We start from the raw sequence: 17,911 nt of genomic DNA on the forward strand, positions 1-17,911 counted from the left end.
CGTGCTACGCACCACCCTGGCCGGCCTGCGCCTGCACAAGGGCCGCCTGTTCACCACCGCCCTGGCCATCGTGCTGGGCGTCATGTTCGTCACCGGCACCCTCGTCTTCACCGACACCCTCCGCCACGGCTACCGCACCCAGGCGCTCGGCGGGGTGGACCGCCTCGACGCCCTGGCCTACGTCGAAGAGCCCGGAGGAGAGAAACCCAGCGGACTGGGACCGGACACCCTCCGGGCGGTCCGCGACCTGCCCGAGGTGGCCGACGCGGCCGGCCTCGTCCACGGCACGGCCGCGCTGCTCGACGAGCGGGGCCGGGCCGCCGGCCAGGTCCCGACGCTGGGGCTGTCCCTGCCCGAGGACGAGGCGCTGCACCGCTACCCCATCGTCACCGGCCGCGCTCCCGGGGCCGCCGACGAGGCGGCCCTCCTCACCTCCACCGCGCGCCAGACCGGCCAGGGGATCGGCGACGAGGTCGAGGTGGCCGGAGCCGATGGGGAAACCCACGTGTTCACCGTCGTCGGCCTCGTCGACGGCGGCGTCGACCCCGAGCTCAACCACCGGGGGGCGCTGTTCTACACCCCCGCGACCGCGGCGGAGCTGACCGGCCGCGCGGACTACGCCGAGATCGACGTCATCGGGGCCGAGGGCGTGCCGCAGGAGCGGGTCGCCGAGGCCGTGCGCGCCGCCGTCGTCGCGGAGGACGCCGGCGCCGTCACCGTCGCGACCGGACAGGACTACGCCGAGGAGCTCTCCGCCGCGGCCGGCCTCCAGGCGCGCACGATCGGCAGCGCCCTGCTGCTGTTCGCGGCGGTCGCGGTGTTCGTCGGCGCCCTCGTCATCTACAACACCTTCGCCATCCTCATCGCCCAACGGCGCCGCGAGACGGCCCTGCTCCGCTGCGCCGGCGCCACCCGCGCCCAGGTCTTCCGCGGCGTCCTCACCGAAGCCCTCGTCACCGGCCTGCTCTCCTCCGCGCTCGGCGTCGCCGCCGGCGTCGGACTGGGCGTCGCCGGGTTCGCGGTGCTCACCGCATCCCAGGCCGAAACGGTGCCGGTCTCCCCGGTCGTGGGACCGGTGAGCATCGTGGCCGGACTGGCCGTCGGCACGGTCGTGACGCTGGCGTCGGCGCTGGTGCCGGCCGCGCGCGCGACCCGGGTCCCACCGTTGGCCGCGCTGCGCGAGGGCATGGTCGCCGACGTGCCCGAGGGACGCCGGGCCGGCGTGGTGCGCGTGGTGGGCGCCCTGCCGTTCCTCACGGGCTCCGCCCTCCTGTGCGCCGTCGCGCTGCGCGGGGAACCCGGGGAGACCGCGATGGGGCTCGCCGCGGCGGCCGGCCTGCTCGCCTTCATTGGCGTGGTGGCGTTGGGACCGTTGCTGGTCCGGCTGCTGGCCCCCGTGTTCGGCGTGGTGCTGCGCCGCGCCGGTGTGGCCGGCACGCTGGCCGCGGACAACGTCCGGCGCAGCCCCCGCCGCGCCGCCACCGCCATGATCGCCCTGACCGTCGGGGTCACCCTTGTCAGCGGCTACTCGGTCATCGCGGCGTCGATCGAGCAGAGCGTGGAGGACAAGCTCGACCGGCAGTTCCCCATCGACTACGCGCTCTCCCGCTACTACGACGACGAGAACGCCGGAATCCCGGGGGAGATCGCCGAAGGGCTGCGCGACGACGGCATCTTCACCGAGGTCTACACGACCCGGGTCGTCGACGCCGAGGTCGACGGTGTCACGGTCCCGGTGGGCACGGTCACCGGGATCTCCATCGCCGAGGGCGGCCGTGGCGGCGACGTCGAGGGCGACCTCGACGCCGCGGTCGAGGGGACCGCCGTGCTGAAGGAGCGGGTGGCGCGGGAGCTGGACGTGACGGTCGGCGACACGCTGTCCCTGGCGACCCACGACGGCGAACGCGCCACACAGATCGTGGCGGTCGTCGGCGACGACACGATCCTGCCGGGGGTGACGCTGCCCGAGCGGGACTTCGCCACCGGATTCGACCGGGACGCCGACGAGATGGTCTACGTCGTGCTGGCCGACGGTGTTTCCGGCGAGCGGGCGCGCGCCGTCCTGGAGGAGGCGATCGCCGACGAGCCGACGGTCGCGCTGAACAGCGTCGGCGTGATCAAGGAGCAGTACACCGCCATCTTGGACCAGGTCTTCCTGGTGGTCGCCGCCCTGCTGGGACTGGCGATTCTCATCGCGGTGTTCGGGATCGCCAACACCATGGCCCTGTCGGTGCTGGAACGCGCCCGCGAGTCCGCGCTGCTGCGCGCCCTGGGGCTGTCGACGGCGCGGCTGCGCGTCATGGTCGGTGCCGAGGCCGTGGTGGTCTCCGTCATCGGAGGGGTGGTCGGGGTGGCCCTCGGCGTGCTCTTCGGCTCTGTCACCGGCCGGGTGGTGATGGAGGGCGCGGCGGTCGCCGTCCCCGTGGGGGAGATCGCGCTGTTCGTCGGAACCGCGGCGGTGGCCGGCCTGCTCTCGGCGCTGCTGCCCTCCCGCGTGGCCGCGCGGGCCTCGATCACGGCGTCCCTGGCCGCCGAGTGACGGGACCGGCCGGAACCGGCCGCGCCCGCCCCGGGCCGTCCGGGGCGGGCGCGGCCCCGGCGCGGATCACGGGGCCAGGACCCGGCGCGGTACCGCCCGAACGGGGACGGCCTAGCGCCCCGCCCCACCGGTGGAGGACACGACGCGCAGGCTCCGGGGAAACGGGAGCGTGGCCGAGGCGGGGGAGACGCGCCCGACCGGCGTGGGCACGCGCGCGCCGGTGCAGGAAGGGACCGTCGCCGCGGCGCCCCGCCAGGTAAGGAAGCCGAGCAGGGCGAACAGGTAGGCCTCCTTGGCGTCGGAGGGGATCCCGTGGTCCTCCGCCGCGCGCAACGGTACCGGTGCCAGCGTCCTCCGCAGCGCGGCCACCAGCGCCGGGTTGCGCACCCCCCCACCCGAGGCGACGACCTCGGTGACCCCGTGGCCGCGGCAGGCGTCGGCCACGGTCGAGGCGGTCAGCTCGGCCAACGTCGCGAACACGTCGTCCTCGGCCACCTCCAGCCCGCGCAGCGCCGCCGCGAGATGGCCGGCGTGAAACAGCTCCCGGCTGGTGGTCTTGGGAAAGGGGCGGGCGTAGTAGGGCTCGGCGCGCAGCCGCGCCAACAGTTCCGCGTGCACCCGCCCGCGCAGGGCCCGCCGCCCGTCCCGGTCCATCGCCTCGCCCAGGCGCGCCGCGGCGGCGTCCAGCAGCGCGTTGCCCGGGCCGGTGTCGAAGGCAACGGCTGTGCCATCGGGCGCGACGACGGTGAGGTTCGCGATCCCGCCCAGGTTGAGCGCCGCCACCGGGGCGTCGCGGCCCGCCAGCCACAGCGTGTCCAGGGTGCTGGCCAGCGGAGCGCCCTGACCGCCGGCCGCGATGTCGCGGGACCGCGGGTCGGAGACGACCGGCAGGCCGGTCTCCTCGACGATCCACGCCGGTTGCCCGAGTTGCAGGGTGCCCTGGACGGCGCCCTCCTCGACCCAGTGGAAGACGGTCTGCCCGTGCGAGGCGACGAGGTCGGCCCGGCCGGCCGGGCACAGGTGGTCCAGGGCGTGCCGGGCCGCGGCGGCGAAGGCGCGTCCGACACGGGTGTCCAACCGGCAGACGGCACCGATCGTGGTGGTGGCGGGCGGCAGTACGGCCAGGATGTCCGCGCGCAGGTCCGCGGGGTAGGCGAACGTGTCGTGGGCGATCGGGGCGAGCGTGACCTCCCCGCCCTCCAGGGCGAGGTCGGCCACCGCCACGTCGATGCCGTCCACCGAGGTCCCCGATGACAGGCCGATCACGATCACGCGCGTCTCCCCTCCCGGCCTGTTCCGGCCACGGGACCCGCGTGGTGGGCCGCCGTCCACGGGCCGGCGCGGAGGCGGGTGGCGTCGTGCCCTACCTGCCCGTCCCGCCCCGCGCGGCAAACCCGGAACCGGGCCGTCGGGCCACGTGGTGGTGCGGGCTGGGCGAGGGGCCGCCCGACGGCGGTGGCGCGGGGTCCCGCGAGAGCGCGCTGTGGTGCCGGCGCGGTGCCCACCGTCCCCTCGGGCTCCCCGATGGGGGGCCCGGCCGGGAGCCCGACCTGGCCGGGCGGGGACGGTCCGCTTCCTCGACGCGGCGGTGCGGCTTCTCAGCCCGGCGGGCACGGGCGGCAGCCGATCCGGCCCGGACCGGCGTTCGCGGGTTGACCAGGGATTTCCCCAAGTCGGGAATTCCCTTTGCGGGGAGGGCGGGCGATCTCCGTCCCCGCCCCGGAGGTCCCCTCATACCGTGGGACGAAGGCGGGGTGTCCTCTCCGGCGGGTGCGCGTATCGTCGGGATTATGGGTGGTGAGGGACGACCGTCTCCCCGAGGCCGAGAGGGGCCGGCCGACACACGCGGGAACGGTCACACCAAAGGCGGTGCGGGGCGTCAAGAGCGCGACCCCCGCGCGCCGGAAGGCGGGGACCGTGGTGGGTGACCAGCCGAGACTTCGCGTGGAACCCGTTGGCGCAATTCCCGGCAGGCAGGAACTGGCGGGTCGGATGGCCGACATGCTCGGTGACGTCGGAGCGCATGTGGGAGCGCTCTATCTCCTGGTCCCCGACGAGCACTCCCTCGGCATCACGGTGATGGTGGGGCTGCCGACGGAGTTCGCCCACCCCTGGCTGCGCATCGGCCTGGACGTCCCCCTGCCGCTGGCCGACGTCGTGCGGCGGCGCAGCCCGGTATGGGTCAGCGGGGCCCAGGAGATGGTCCGCAGGTATCCGCGCGCGGCCATCGCCCTGCCCTACGACTTCCCCCTGGCCGCGCTGCCCATCATCGCCGACGGCACGGTCCACGGCGCGGTGTTCGTGCTGTGGCCGGGAGGGCGGGCCGAGGCGCCACCGGACGAGACGGTCTGGGAGCGGATGCGCGCGGGCGTCGCCGACATCGCCGGCCTCCTGGACGAGGCGGAACGGGCCGGCGCCCCGATCCGCCCGACATCCGACACGCTGGAATTCCTTCCCCACGACCAGGGGACGTCAACCCCCGACGTGCTCGCATCGATGGCCGACCGGTTACCGGAGGGGATGTGCTCCCTGGACCTGCGGGGCCGCCTCACCGCCGTCACCCCCACCGCGGCCCGGCTCCTCGGCGAACCCGCCGAGCGGCTGGTGGGCGTCCGCCTGTGGGGAGGTCTGTCCTGGCTGCGCGACCCGGTGTATGAGGACCGCTACCGGGCCGCGCTGATCACCCAGCGCTCCACCTCCTTCGTCGCGGTGCGCCCACCGGACCGGTGGCTCTCCTTCGAGCTGTACCCCGACCGTTCGGGGGTGACGGCGCGCGTCCGCCCGGTCAACGCGGACGGCCGGGCCGAACCGCCCTCTCCGAGCGCGTCCCCGCCGGGGCCGGCCACCCCCACCCGGGTGGGGGCGTTCTACCACCTGCTCGAACTCGCCAGCGCGCTGACCGAGGCGCGGGGAGTGCGCGACGTCGTGGACACGGTGGCCGACCAGATCATGCCGGCGTTCGGCGGGCAGGCGCTGGCCCTGCTGACGGTCGAGGCCGGGCGGCTGCGCGTCATCGGCTACCGCGGTTACGAGCCCAGCACCGCCGAACTGTTCGACCACACCCCGATCACCTCGTTCACGCCCGGGGCCCACGCGCTGGTCACCGGCGCGCCCACGTTCTTCGAGACGCGCGAGGATCTGGAACGCGTCTACCCGGCGCGTTCGGGCACCCAGCAGGGGATGGGGGCGTGGGCGTTCCTGCCGTTGATCGCCTCGGGCCGACCCATCGGCACCTGCGTGCTCGCCTTCACCCGCTCCCACCAGTTCAGCGTCGAGGAGCGGGCGGTGCTGAACTCGTTGGGGGGCCTCATCGCCCAGGCCCTCGAACGGGCCCGCCTCTACGACGTCGAGCACGAGCTCGCCCGCGGCCTCCAGTCGGGGCTGCTGCCCCATGAGCTGCCCGCGCTGCCGGGACTGGAGAGCGCGGCCCGCTACCTCCCCGGCACCGAGGGCATGGACATCGGCGGCGACTTCTACGACCTGATCCGGCTCGGCGAGGACGAGATCGCGGCGGTGGTCGGCGACGTCCAGGGACACAACGTCACGGCCGCCGCGCTCATGGGGCAGGTCCGCACCGCGGTGCGCGCCTACGCGGCCACCTCCAACGGCGATCCGGAACGGGTCCTGGCCCGGACCAACCGGCTGCTCACCGACCTCGATCCGGGGCTGTTCGTCAGCTGCGTCTACCTGCACCTGAACCTGCGCCGCAACGAGGCGTGCCTGGCCCGGGCCGGCCATCCCCAGCCGCTTCTGCGCCACCCCTCGGGGCGGACCGAGGTCGTGGACGTGCCGGGCGGCCTGCTCCTCGGGATCGACCCGACGGCGGAGTACCCGGAGGTCCGGCTGCCGATGCCGCCGGGGGCAATCCTCGCCCTCTACACCGACGGCCTGGTCGAGGAGCCCGGTGTGGACCTCGACGACGCGGTGTCGGACCTGGCCGACCGGCTGGGCCGTGAGGGCGACCGACCGCTCGGGCACCTCGCCAACCGGCTCACCAGCCATGCGCATCTGGCCGAGCACCGCACCGACGACGTCGTGCTGCTCTTGTTGCGCACCGTCGGCGAGGGCTGAACCGCGCCGTCCTGGCGCGCCTGGGCCGTCCAACGGTACGGCCCGGGGGCACGCCGACCGGCGGCTCCCAGGTCAGGCCCCCTCCTCCTGGCGGCGATCCCATTCCGCCAGGCCGGCCAGCGCCGCTCGGGCCCGGTCGCGCACCGCGACGATCGCGTCGATGTCGTGGGCGTCGCGGTTGTCCCGCTTCAGCTCCTCGTAGCCGCGCAGGTGCTCCTCGAACACCGAGGCCGGGTCCACGACCGGGGAGGCGGCCCCGGCCAGCCCCTCGCCGAGGTCGGTGATGAGCCGGTCGTTCTCCGCCCTGATCGCCTCCACCCGTTCGGCCTCCTCCGCGCGAAGCCGCGCCATGATCTCGGCGTCGTCGGCCTCCTCCCGACGCCGGCGCGCCGCCGCGCGGGAGTTGACGAGAACGAGCACCGTGCTCAGGACCAGGAGCGGGGACAGCAGTCCGCCGGCGATCACGGCCAGGACCGGCCAGCCGGGACCCTCCCCGCCACCGGCCGGCGGCGCCGGCTCCTGCTCGCCGAGCAGACCGACCAGCTCGGTGAGGGAGGCGTCGAGGCTGTCGGGGGTGTAACCGACCTCGACCGCCGTGGACAGGGAGAAGATCCCGTCCTCGCCGACGCCCCCGGGCGGCTCACCGTGGGTGAGCCGGTCCCAGACCCGCCCCCGGCCGTCCACGGTGAGCAGCACCACCGGGTCGTCTCCCTCCCCGGCCACCCGCCGGGCGAGACCGTCGTCGACGCTCCCCTCCTCCCGCCGCACCTCGAACTCCACCGCCCGGGCGGGGAGAACGGCGATCCGCACCGGTGAGGCCAGGCCGGCGAGCTCGGAGTCCAGGCGCCGGCGCTCCTCCTCGGCGAGGTCGTCGACGAGCAGCGGGTGGACGTAGAGGTGCCCCTCCCGCAGCCCGGCCCGCGCCGCCGCCACGACGTCGCCCTCGACCATCGGGGCGAACTCGGTCAACGTCGCCGCCAGCTCATCGGGGCCGGTCCCGGCGGAGAAGAGGGCCGACGCGAGGTCGGCGGGGTCGGTCGCCTCGGGGCCCGCGGCCGGTACCAGGGTGAACCGACCGTGCTCCCAGAAGGCCAGCAGGGCGACGCCGTCGTCCCCCAAGGGGGCCAGCAGGGCCTCGGCCAGCTCCTCCTCCTCGCGGACGGAGGTGGGCAGCACGGCGATCCGGACGCCGGGGACGTCCGCGTACAACCCGGTGACCGCGTCCGCGTCGAAGCCGGGCAGCCCGGCGCGGACGGCAGGATGGACGTAGACGGTCTGCGTCCGAGCGGCGTCGCCCACCTCGCCGAGCAGGTCGTCGCCCAGCAGCTCGGGCAGGGACATGAGCTGCCCCTCGATGCCGCCGGGACCGTAGGAGAGGTGCTCCTCCAGCGTGCCGTCGTCCACGCCGGTGTCCACGTTCTCCCAGGAGACGTGCAGGGTCGTGTCGCCGGTGATCCCGCGCTCCTCGGTCAGGGCGACATAGACCCCGGGCTCCCCGATCTCCTCGGCGAGCGCCCGGACCGTCTCGGAGGGGTCCCCCGAGGCAGTCAGCGCCACCCGTACCGGGCCGTGCGCCCCGGCCAGCCGGGCGTCGATCATCTCCCGGCTCTGGGGGTCCAGCCCCTCGGCGCCGTCCTCGACCCACAGGCCGCCGCCATCACGCAGGGCGCGCGCCGCCCGGTCCAGCGTGTCGTCGGCGTGGGCCGCCGACGCCCCGAACGCGACCACCGCCGCGGTCAAGACGGCGGACAGGCGGCGCACGGATCGGGCGGGGCCGCGGGAACGGGACATGGGGGCTCCTCACCCGCACCGGCGCGGCGGTGCCCGGGGACGGGCCGAGGGGGTCCTCGGGCCGGCGCGCACCAGGCCGGGGCGACGGACGACGACACCAGGATCCTAAGCACCGCCAGGTCACGCGACGGTGACGGAAGGGGGAAGTCCGCCGCAACGGATAACCTGCACGCCGTCGGACAGGCCCATGCCCCACGGTTGGATCGGTGAACAGCGTGCAACACGACGACCTCGACACGAGACTCGGCCGCAGGATCGTGGCCGCCGCGGACAGGAGACTGACCAAGAGCGGCGTGGTCGCACCGGTGGACGTGCTGACCGATCTCGGCTGGTTGACCGCGAAACCGGCCGACGCCTGGCGGCAGGGACGCCTCGGCCACCTCGGGGAGGCGGTCGCGGTGCCCGAGGACAGGCTCGTGGCGGCCGTCCGGCTGGTGCGGCGCTGGGCCGAACGCAACGGCCTGACGCCCGAGGAGGCCGTCTACGTGACCGCCACGCGCGACCGGCGTCCGCTGCGCTTCACCGCCACGGGAGACGAGAGCGTGGAACAGGCCTACCGCCGCCACTGGGTCTCGCCCGACCTGTCACCGGCCCGGCGTCGGCGCCTGGCCGAACGGCACGAGAAGGCCCCCGACCTCGTCGTCGTCGAGACCGGCCCCGGGTGGGCCTGCGCCGAGTGCGCGGACAACGCCCCGTTCTCGATCGCCGACGAGGACCAGCAGATCTGTCTGACCTGCGCGGACATGGACCACCTGGTCTTCCTCCCCGCGGGCAGCGCGGTACTGACCCGCCGGGCCAAGAAGGAGAGCGCGCTCTCAGCGGTGGTGACACGGTGGAACCGGCGCCGCAAACGCTATGACCGGACGGGCCTGCTGGTGGAGGAGGGGGCGCTGGAACGCGCGGAGGAGCAGGTCCTCGCCGACGAGGACGCGCGGGCACGGCGCAGGGAGCGCGACCGCGTCCGCAGGCAGGAGTGGGACGTCGACTTCCAGGCGCGCATGGCCGAGGAGATCGTCCGCATGTTCCCCGGATGCCCGCCGGAACGGGCCGAGCGGATCGCCCGGCACGCCGGGGCGCGGGGCAGCGGCCGGGTCGGCCGTTCGGCGGCGGGCCGGGAACTCGAACCCCGGGCCGTGCGGGCCGCCGTCATCGCCTCGGTGCGCCACGAGGACACCGACTACGACGCGCTGCTGATGGCCGGGGTGCCCCGGCAGGCGGCCCGGGAGCGCATCGCGGCCGGTATCGACCGGGTCCTCGCGCGCTGGTCCGGCTGACCCCGGCGGCCTCCCGCCGGGCTCCCCGCCCGCGCGGTCACTTCCTGAGGGCGGCCGGGTCGAAGTCGGTCCCGCGGTGGAGGAGATGGTTGAGCAGCCAGAAGAGCACGCCGACGGCCAGCAGCGCGCCCGCGATCACGTACTCCTGCAACGGCCGGCCGGTGATGGGCAGGGCGAAGAACACGCAGGTGAGGACGCCGAGCACGGGGACCCACGTGGGCGCGGTGAAGTGGGGATGGGCGACCTTGTCCTTACGGAGCACCAGGACCGCGACGTTGACCACCGCGAACACCATCAACAGCAGCAGCGAGGTGGTGCCGCCGAGCTCGGCGATGGACACCGAACTGACCAGGATGACGGCGATGGCGCTGGTGAACAGGATGGACACCCACGGGGTCCGCCGCAGCGCCAGCACCCTGCCGAAGGCGCGCGGGATGATGCGCTCGTTGGCCATGCCGTAGAGCAGCCGGCTCGCCATCAGCATGTTGATCAGCGCGGTGTTGGTCAGCGCGAACATCGCGATGAGCGAGAACAGGACCGGCGGGAACCACGGCGCGGCGGCCTGCACGACCAGGAGCAGCGGGCCGTCGGAGTCCGCCAGCAGGCCCGTCGGCACCAGGGACGAGGTGATCACGGCGATGAGCAGGTAGATCGCCGCGGTGATGCACAACCCCAGCAGCACCACCCGCGGGAAGGTCCGCACGGGGTCCTTGGTCTCCTCGGCCATGTTCACCGAATCCTCGAAACCGACCATGGCGAAGAAGGCGAGCGCGGTGGCCGAGGTGACCGCCAGGAAGGGACCGTTGTCGGGGTTGAACTCCAGCAGCCGTCCGGGATCCGGGTCGACATCGCCGGACATCGGCCCACCGAACAGCGCGATGGCGCCGAAGAGGATGACGATGAGCAGGCCGGCGACCTCGATCGTGGTGAGGACCGCGTTGACACGGACCGACTCGCTGACGCCGCGCAGGTTGATGCCGGCGAGCAGGAGGAGGAAACCGATGGCCACGATCCACGACGGGACGTCCGGTCCGACGATCGCCTTCAGGTAGTCGCCGCTGAACCCCTGCGCCGCCGACGACGCCGAGGTGATGCCCGAGCACATGACGGCGAAGGCCACCATGAACGTCAGGAAGTGCACCCCGAACGCCTTGTGCACGTACAACGCCGCGCCCGCCGCGCGCGGATACTTGCCGACCAGCTCCAGGTAGCTGAACGCGGTCAGGAACGCCACCGCGAAGGCGACCAGGAACGGTACCCACAGCGCGCCGCCGACCCGTCCCGCGACCTGGCCGGTCAGCGAGTAGACCGTGGTGCCGAGGATGTCGCCGACGACGAAGAACAACAGGAGTCGCGGACCGATGACCCGCTTCAAGGGGGTGTTTCCGCCACGGGGCTCTTCCACCGGTGCTCCGGGGACCGGCTTCGTCTCGTTGTCCACGTCGATCCCGCCCCTTCTCTCGCCTGGTGTTCTTTTCGCGTTGTGGAAGGCATCTACCCGTTCACGGCTTATGGAACTGAGAACTGCTAATTCGGCCACATCGGGACCAACCGCGGGGCCAACACCCCTGGAGAACGCCGAAGGCGCGGCGCGGGGACCGATCCCCGCGCCGCGCCTGTCGAACGGGCCTACCCCAGCGCCTCGACGACCACCTGCGCGGCCTCGGCGATGAGCGCGTCGTCGTACTCGGCGTCGGGGGTGTCCTTGTCGGACATGACCGCGACGACGATCGGGTCCTCGTCCGGGGGCCACAGGATCGCGATGTCGTTGCGGGTGCCGTAGTCGGCCGCGCCGGTCTTGTCGCCGACCTCCCAGTCGTCGGGGACGCCGGCGCGGATCAGCGCGTCCCCGGTCGTGTTGCCCTTGAGCATGTCGGTGAGGACCGCGCGCTCGTCGGCGGGCAGGACGTCGCCCAGCGCGTAGGCGCGCAGGCTGTCCGCCATGGCCCGCGGGGTGCTGGTGTCGCGGGTGTCGCCGGGAGCGGTCGCGTTGAGCTCGGGTTCGATCCGCACCACCTCGGCGACGTCGTCGCCGATCCCCTCCAGCGCGGCGTCGAGGGCGGCGGGACCGCCCAGCTCCTCGAACAACAGGTTGGCCGCGGTGTTGTCGCTGTAGCGGACGGCGGCGTCGCTCACCTCGCGCAGCGTCATCCCGGTGTCGACGTGCTGTTCGGTGATGGGGGAGTAGGTGACCAGGTCCTCCTCGTCGTAGGTGACGACCTCCTCCATCTCCTCGAGCGTGTTCTGCTGGAGGACGGCACCCACCTGGAGCGCCTTGATGGTGGAGGCGTAGGCGAACCGCTCGTCGGCGCGATGGGTGACGGTCTCGCCGCTGCCGGTGTCGATCGCGTAGACGCCGAGGCGGGCGTCGAACTCGCCTTCGAGCCGTTCGAAGTCCCCCGCGTGGGCGTCCGACCGGTCCGAGGCCGACCCGGCCGCGATGGGCGACTCCGCGGCGGCGGGGGACACGGGCTCGTCGGCCGTCGAACAGCCGGCGAGCGGAGCGAGCGCGAGCGCGGCCAGGGCCGCGACCCCGCCGCGCGGCATGCGGATGTTGTTCATCGTCCTTCTTCCGTCCTGGTGTCCCCGCGGGGCCTCCGCGGGGGTCCCGTCCCGGCGCGCAACGAGGCCACCGCGGACGTCTCCGACCGGGCCGTCGCCCCGGGGCGACGCCGTGGAACGGGACTCAGGGAAGTCTCACCCCGTCCTTCGATACCGTCTAAGACGAAAACAAGGGTTTCGATGTTGAATTGGCATACTCTCTGGGAGTGGATCTCGTCGGCGCCTGCAAGGCATTCGTCAGCGTGAGCGAGCGGGGCAGCTTCACCCTCGGCGCCGCAGCCGCGCGCATCCCCCAACCCGTCGCCAGCCGCCGCATCGCGGCCCTGGAACGGCACCTGGGAGGCCGGCTCTTCGACCGCTCGACGCGGCGCGCCACGCTCACCCCGTTCGGACGCGAGATGCTGGCCTCGGCCAAGCGCCTGGTCGAGCTGGCCGAGGCCATGGAACACGACGCGGAGCGCGCCCGGCTCACCCCCATCCGGTTCGCGGTGCCCGACACCTGTCCCACCCGCGACCTCGCGTTCCTCGACGCCGAGGCCCGACGGCAGGGGCTCCACCTCGACTTCGTTCCCGCGGCGCCGGCGCGCCGCGCCGAACTGCTCGCCTTCGGGCAGGTGCGCGCGGCCCTCGTCGCGGTGCCCGCCGACGACGGGTACTGGCGGGTCCCCCTCGGGCTGGCGTCCGCGGCCCCGCCCCGGGTGGAGACCGTCCACCTGGAGACCCTGCGCGCCGGCCGGGCCGACCCCGTCGTGCGGCGGCGCGTCTGGCTGCAACCCGAGGACGACGTTCCCCACATCCGCGACCGGCTCTTTCGGATCCGCGACGCCGTGGGACTCCAGCCGGCGCAGGTCGCGGTCGCTCCCGCCCTCACCTCCGCGGTCGCCGACGTCCTCGGTTCGGCCGACCTGCTGTTGTGCTCGCCGGCCCAGGCGGAAGAACTGGGACTGCACTGGCGCCCCATCGGCGGGGTCCGCCTCGTTCGGGGGTTCGACGTGTCGGCGGGGACCGGGGAGGACGCCGAGCGCGTCCGCCTGCCGTTGACCGAGGAGATCGCCCGATGCCTCGGCGTCCCCGCCGACAGCGCGACGCCGGCCGACCAGGGGGAGGCGCAGTGAGCGCCGCGGCCCTGCTCAGGGAACTACGGCGGGTCCTCGACGACGCGGGACTGCGCGGTTCCTTCCTCGTCCGCGACCTGCGCTCCGGAGAGGAGATCGGCATCGAGCCGGACCTGGAGTACCCCACCGCCTCCCTCGTCAAGGTCCCGCTCGCCGTCGCCACGCTGGAACGCGCCCGGAAGGGGGAGATCGACCTGGCCGAGCCCGTCCTGGTGCACCTCTCGGACACGCTGGCGCCCGGACCCAGCGGGTTGAGCAAGTTCCGCCACCCGGCCCGGATCGCGATCGAGGACCTGATCTACCTCAGCCTGTGCGTCAGCGACAACACGGCCTCCGACGTGCTCTTCGCCTTCACCCCGCCCGCCCGGGTCGCCGCGCTGATGCGGGAGTACGGCCTTCGGGGGATCACCATCCGGCACACCATCCGGCTGCTCAACGAGACCCCGGCCGACCGCCTCGGTCCGGACGACGCGCACCTCGCCCACTTCCTGGCGATCGAGGCCGGCACGGAGGGGCGGGGCCACCGGGTCCCCCAGCTCGACGTCACCCGCGCCAGCTCGGGGTCGGCCCGGGCGTTCGTCGACCTGCTCCAGGCCCTGTGGAGGCCGTCGGCGATCGATCCCGGGGTGGCCGCGCGGGTGCGTGAGCTCATGGCCGACAATCTCCTGCGCCAGCGCCTCACCCCCGACTTCGTCTCCGACGCCTCGACCTGGTCCTCCAAGACCGGGACCCTGCTCAACCTCCGCCATGAGGTCGGCGTCGTCGAACACGACGACGGTCAGCTCTTCGCCGTCGCCGCGCTCACCGAGTCGCGTGTGCCGGCCATCCACCAGCCGGGGGCCGAGGCGGTCATGGGCCGGGTCGCGCGCGCCCTGCGCGACCACCTGAGGGGGATGTAGGGCGTGCCCGTCCGGCCCCGTGTCCCCTGATTCCGGGAGCGGCCGGCCTCTTTCCCGGACTATCGCGGTGGTCGCGGTCATGGGGCTCTTCGGCCTTGGCGGCCACGGTCATGCGGGAGGGGGATCGAAACGGCCGGAGCGACCGTGGAGAGGCTGCGAACCGTGCGGGGCGGTCCTGGAGACGGGTGTCTCCTCCGTCAGGTCGCGCGAGGCCGGACTGGTGGTCAAGGGCGGGCGGGAGCCCGCGGCCCTCCCCCGGCGGTCGCAGAGGCCGTCCCATCGGCGCCTCGTCTTCGGTTCCGGGTGGAAGTCGCTGAGGCGACACGGGGGCGTCTCTCCCCCGATGCGGCCGGGAAGTCGGACGACCTCGGCGGTTCCACGAGAAGCGCGTGGGCCCGGGTGACGGAGCCGACGCCGGCGGACAGGCATCCCGGATGTGACGTACTTCCCTCTCCGGGCCGAAGGCGCGGCCGTCCCCGCAGGACGCGCGCCGTTCCGGGCCCCGGGAAACGAGGGGTTCGTGGAGCGAGCCGACAGCGCGCGGATCGACGGAGCGGATGCGGCCCGCGGGCGACCCTCAGGAGGGACGCGAGAGGAGGTGAGGGCCGGGGCTCCTCGGCGGGAGGTCCCGGCCCGAATCTGTGGCCCCAGCAGGATTCGAACCTGCGACACCCGCTTTAGGAGAGCGGTGCTCTGTCCCCTGAGCTATGAGGCCGATGCGGATCCAAGCCTAACGGACGAACGCGATCCGTGGTGCGAGAGGAGCCGCATGGGACGCGCCGAAGCCGAAGGGGGGCGGGTTCAGTACGCTTCGGAGAGTAGGGTTGTCATCGACCCCGGGTGATACTCGCCACACGGTGGCGGCGTCCGGCGGGGGACCGGTATGGCCGGAGCCTCCCGCGCGACGTGATCTCCGGGGGGATTAACGGCCCTTGAACAGGCGTTTCATTATGCGTCCGCGCGTTCGACGGCCGGATTCCGGTATCGGACGCACTATTACGCGACGTTCGGTCGATTTCGTTAGCGCGTCCGATTGCGGACGTGTAGTACGTTGCGATTCGGCTACGCGAATTACCGAAAAGGCAGCCCGGAGGATCCACGTGCCGTTCGTTCTCGATTCGAAGCGGCGAAGAGACCGCGGACCGAGAAGCGGGGCCTCGCCCGATGCACCCCTCCGGCCGCGGTCGAGGTCCCTACTCGGCGTCGCCTGCACCCTCGTGCTGACGCTCTTCCTGGCCCCCACCGGCCAGGTGATCACGGCGTCCGCGCTGTCGCAGGCCGCCGCCGACGAGGACCTCGACTCCCTGAAGGAACAGGCCGATCAGGCCAGGGAGGAACTGGAACAGGCCACCGAGGACTACACCCAGCGGGAAGAGGCCCTGGAGGCCGCCCAGGAGGAACTGGTCCAGACGCTGCACGAGCTCCAGCAGACGGAGGTGCGTCTGTCGGAGATGCGCGAACCCCTCGCCCAGCTCGCCAGCACCCTGTACCAGCAGCCCGACGTCGGCGTCCTCGGGTTGATGACCTCGGGGTCGATCGACAGCGACCTCCAGGCCGAGGCGCACGTCCTCAAGCTCTCGGAGAACCAGGAGGCGGTCCTCTCCGAGGCCAACGACCTGCGGGACAGGCAGATCGAGTTGACCAGCGCCGCCCAGGAACTCCAGTCCGAGACACAGCTGGAGCGGGTCGAACTGGCCGACGACCTGGACGCGCTGCGCGCCCAGTCCGAGGAGAGCACCGACCGGCTCATGCAGGAGCTGGAGAACCGCGGCCTGTCCGTGGACGCCTACATGGCGGGGATCGAGTGCGACGCCTCGGCGGGCACCGCGGCCGCCGGCTACCCCAACGGGCTGCTGCCCCAGGGCTCGCTGTGCGAGCTGCACCAGTCGGGTCACTTCCTGCGGGCCGACGCCGCGGTCGACCTGCTCAGGCTGAACGAGGCGTTCACCGAGCACTTCGGCAAGGAACTGTGCATCACCAGCTCCTACCGGGACCTGGCCAACCAGCAACGGGTCTACGCCGAGCAGCCCCCCGGCTACGCGGCGGTGCCCGGCACCAGCAACCACGGTCTGGGACTCGCCGTGGACCTGTGCGGCGGGGTGCAGACCCAGGGGTCGCCCGAGTTCAACTGGTTGGAGGCCAACTCGCGCGAGTACAACTGGTTCCATCCGCAGTGGGCCTACTCCAGTCCCTTCGAACCGTGGCACTGGGAGCACACCGCCTCCGGCGGCAGCTGAGCCCGGTCCGCCGACGGACGGTTTGGGACGGGGAGACCCGTCCCAAGCCGCCCGTCGCCGTTCTCAGACCTTCTCGGGGACGACCTCGGAGGTGCAGTGGGCGCAGCGCGTGGCCCGCATGTCGATCTCGCTCAGGCACTGGGGGCAGGGGCGGGTGGTGGCCTCCTCGGCCTTGACGAACCGCTCCAGCAGGCGCGTCATGGGCAGCACGATGAGGAAGTACAGGACCGTCGCGGTGATCAGGAAGGCGATGAGGGCGTCGATGAACGCACCGTAGAGGAACCTGCTCCCGTTGATGGTGAAGTAGAGGTCGCCGAACTTCGGCACGCCCCCGAAAATGCCGAGCAGCGGGGTGATGAACCCTTCGGTGAAGGCCGTGATCAGATTCGAGAACACGGCGCCGATGACGACCGCCACCGCGAGCTGGACCAGGTTGCCCTGGAGCAGGAACTTCTTGAAACCGTTCATCATGTGCCGTTCCCCAAGAAACGTCAGGTGTCTCCACACGGGCACCGGGAGATCAGGGAGGTGGGTCGGCGGGTGCCGCCGCCGGTGGCGCGGCGAGAGGAGGCTCGCGCCCACCACGCCAGGTTAACGTTCAGCCCCGGATGGTGACGGACAGTCGATCCGTAGCGGATCGGGCGGCGAGGAGCGCGGCCTCGCCGGGGGTGACGGCGACGAGGAGGAGCGCGCCGGGCTCGTCGACGGACCCCTCCGAGGGGATGGCGAGGACCGGACGGTCGGTCACGACGGATTCGGCCGGGGGCCCGGGCCCGCCCGGACCGGTGCCGAGCGGATCGCCCCGCGCGGCCAGCACGTCGACACGGCTGCCGGGGCGCAGCAGCGAGACGTAGCCGGAATCGGCGATCCGGACGGGGGCGGCGACCAGCCCGTCGCCGTACCCGCGCGCCGGCGGGTCGGCGACGCGGGCCGACGTGATGATCTCGCCGCGGTTCAACGGTCCGCGAAGCGCGGTGCCGTCAAGGCGGGTGTCGGCGTCCAACGCGCCGTCGGGGAGGGCGGAGCGGGGGATGGCGCGGACCTCGGTGTCGCCGGGCCCCAGGGGGGACCGGGCGGTGAGGTCGCGTGCCGCCACCACGACGTCGACGGAGGGCGGGGCGGAGGGGCGCAGGAGGAAGACGGCGGAGGTCAGGGCCAGCGCGGCGCAGCCGGCGCCGAGGGCGCGGCGCCAGCGGACGGGGAGCAGGGCGGTGCGGGCGGGGCCGCGGCGCAACCCGCGGCGGGGGGCGAGGATGTCCATGCCCGCACGTTAGGCGCGGCGGGCCGGGCGGTGTCGGCGTCGTCCACAGGGTGGTGACACCACGACCGGGGCCGCCCCGCGTGGGACGGCCCCGGTCCGATGTGGATCGAGCAGAGCGTGGTGGCCCCGGCCGGCCGGGGCCCGCGCCAGGTCGCCGGGAAT

12 protein-coding genes and 1 tRNA gene are annotated in these 17,911 nt (G+C 73.3%); 6 read left to right on the forward strand and 7 right to left on the reverse strand.

Translation table 11 applies throughout. The features are described from left to right. A partial coding sequence (locus ACYVHU_RS06655; protein WP_498947853.1) for an ABC transporter permease occupies positions 1-2,539 on the forward strand: 2,539 nt, incomplete at its 5' end. Positions 2,540-2,650: 111 nt separating this feature from the next. Here ACYVHU_RS06655 and ACYVHU_RS06660 read toward each other — a convergent pair. After that, a complete protein-coding gene (locus ACYVHU_RS06660; RefSeq protein ID WP_498947855.1) occupies positions 2,651-3,811 on the reverse strand; it encodes an anhydro-N-acetylmuramic acid kinase in 1,161 nt (386 codons plus the stop codon). A gap of 720 nt (positions 3,812-4,531) precedes the next feature. Here ACYVHU_RS06660 and ACYVHU_RS06665 point away from each other — a divergent pair. Then, positions 4,532-6,610: a SpoIIE family protein phosphatase gene (locus ACYVHU_RS06665; RefSeq protein WP_078763477.1), complete on the forward strand. Its 2,079-nt coding sequence runs from the start codon at positions 4,532-4,534 to the stop codon at positions 6,608-6,610. A 72-nt stretch (positions 6,611-6,682) separates the two neighbouring features. Here the strand turns inward: ACYVHU_RS06665 and ACYVHU_RS06670 are convergent, their stop codons facing one another. Beyond that, positions 6,683-8,401 (reverse strand): hypothetical protein, encoded by a 1,719-nt coding sequence (locus ACYVHU_RS06670; protein WP_498947856.1) that lies wholly within the window; start codon positions 8,399-8,401, stop codon positions 6,683-6,685. Between the two features lie 206 nt (positions 8,402-8,607). On the opposite strand from ACYVHU_RS06670, the gene ACYVHU_RS06675 reads away from it, so the two are divergent. Then, positions 8,608-9,675 carry a DUF2293 domain-containing protein gene (locus ACYVHU_RS06675; RefSeq protein ID WP_327309113.1) on the forward strand — a complete coding sequence of 356 codons (1,068 nt, stop codon included), beginning with the start codon at positions 8,608-8,610 and terminating at the stop codon, positions 9,673-9,675. Between the two features lie 37 nt (positions 9,676-9,712). Here ACYVHU_RS06675 and ACYVHU_RS06680 read toward each other — a convergent pair whose 3' ends face one another. Beyond that, complete coding sequence (locus ACYVHU_RS06680; protein ID WP_235001133.1) at positions 9,713-11,116, reverse strand: APC family permease; 1,404 nt, start codon at positions 11,114-11,116, stop codon at positions 9,713-9,715. Between the two features lie 188 nt (positions 11,117-11,304). After that, positions 11,305-12,237, reverse strand: coding sequence for a class A beta-lactamase (gene bla, locus ACYVHU_RS06685; protein WP_078763475.1), 933 nt, complete (start codon positions 12,235-12,237; stop codon positions 11,305-11,307). Between the two features lie 206 nt (positions 12,238-12,443). Here bla and ACYVHU_RS06690 point away from each other — a divergent pair, with 206 nt between their 5' ends. Then, the gene (locus ACYVHU_RS06690; protein WP_078763474.1) at positions 12,444-13,352 is read left to right on the forward strand and encodes a LysR family transcriptional regulator; all 909 of its coding nucleotides are present in this window, start codon (positions 12,444-12,446) and stop codon (positions 13,350-13,352) included. Beyond that, positions 13,349-14,251 (forward strand): serine hydrolase, encoded by a 903-nt coding sequence (locus ACYVHU_RS06695; RefSeq protein ID WP_078763473.1) that lies wholly within the window; start codon positions 13,349-13,351, stop codon positions 14,249-14,251. The genes ACYVHU_RS06690 and ACYVHU_RS06695 overlap by 4 nt, the downstream gene beginning before the upstream one ends. Before the next feature lie 642 nt (positions 14,252-14,893). Here the strand turns inward: ACYVHU_RS06695 and ACYVHU_RS06700 are convergent. Continuing rightward, positions 14,894-14,966 (reverse strand) — tRNA-Arg (locus ACYVHU_RS06700). Positions 14,967-15,468: 502 nt separating this feature from the next. Between ACYVHU_RS06700 and ACYVHU_RS06705 the strand changes: the two genes are divergently transcribed. Beyond that, positions 15,469-16,488, forward strand: a complete 1,020-nt coding sequence (locus tag ACYVHU_RS06705; protein WP_394330076.1) for a D-alanyl-D-alanine carboxypeptidase family protein — start codon at positions 15,469-15,471, stop codon at positions 16,486-16,488. Between the two features lie 63 nt (positions 16,489-16,551). Here the strand turns inward: ACYVHU_RS06705 and mscL are convergent, their stop codons facing one another. Together mscL and cpaB are read right to left on the reverse strand one after the other, a co-directional pair. Beyond that, on the reverse strand, positions 16,552-16,956 hold the full coding sequence (gene mscL, locus ACYVHU_RS06710) for a large conductance mechanosensitive channel protein MscL (RefSeq protein WP_078763509.1): 405 nt from the start codon (positions 16,954-16,956) through the stop codon (positions 16,552-16,554). Positions 16,957-17,086: 130 nt separating this feature from the next. Continuing rightward, positions 17,087-17,749, reverse strand: a complete 663-nt coding sequence (gene cpaB / locus ACYVHU_RS06715) for a Flp pilus assembly protein CpaB (protein ID WP_078763471.1) — start codon at positions 17,747-17,749, stop codon at positions 17,087-17,089. Positions 17,750-17,911 lie beyond the last annotated feature (162 nt).

It is taken from the genome of Marinactinospora endophytica (genome assembly GCF_054780875.1).

Excerpts from the sequence above, each read along its gene's own strand:
- ACYVHU_RS06665 (WP_078763477.1), top strand. The coding sequence starts at position 4,532 with ATGGCCGACATGCTCGGTGACGTCGGAGCGCATGTGGGAGCGCTCTAT.
- ACYVHU_RS06670 (WP_498947856.1), bottom strand. The coding sequence starts at position 8,401 with ATGTCCCGTTCCCGCGGCCCCGCCCGATCCGTGCGCCGCCTGTCCGCC.
- bla (WP_078763475.1), bottom strand. The coding sequence starts at position 12,237 with ATGAACAACATCCGCATGCCGCGCGGCGGGGTCGCGGCCCTGGCCGCG.
- mscL (WP_078763509.1), bottom strand. The coding sequence starts at position 16,956 with ATGAACGGTTTCAAGAAGTTCCTGCTCCAGGGCAACCTGGTCCAGCTC.
- cpaB (WP_078763471.1), bottom strand. The coding sequence starts at position 17,749 with ATGGACATCCTCGCCCCCCGCCGCGGGTTGCGCCGCGGCCCCGCCCGC.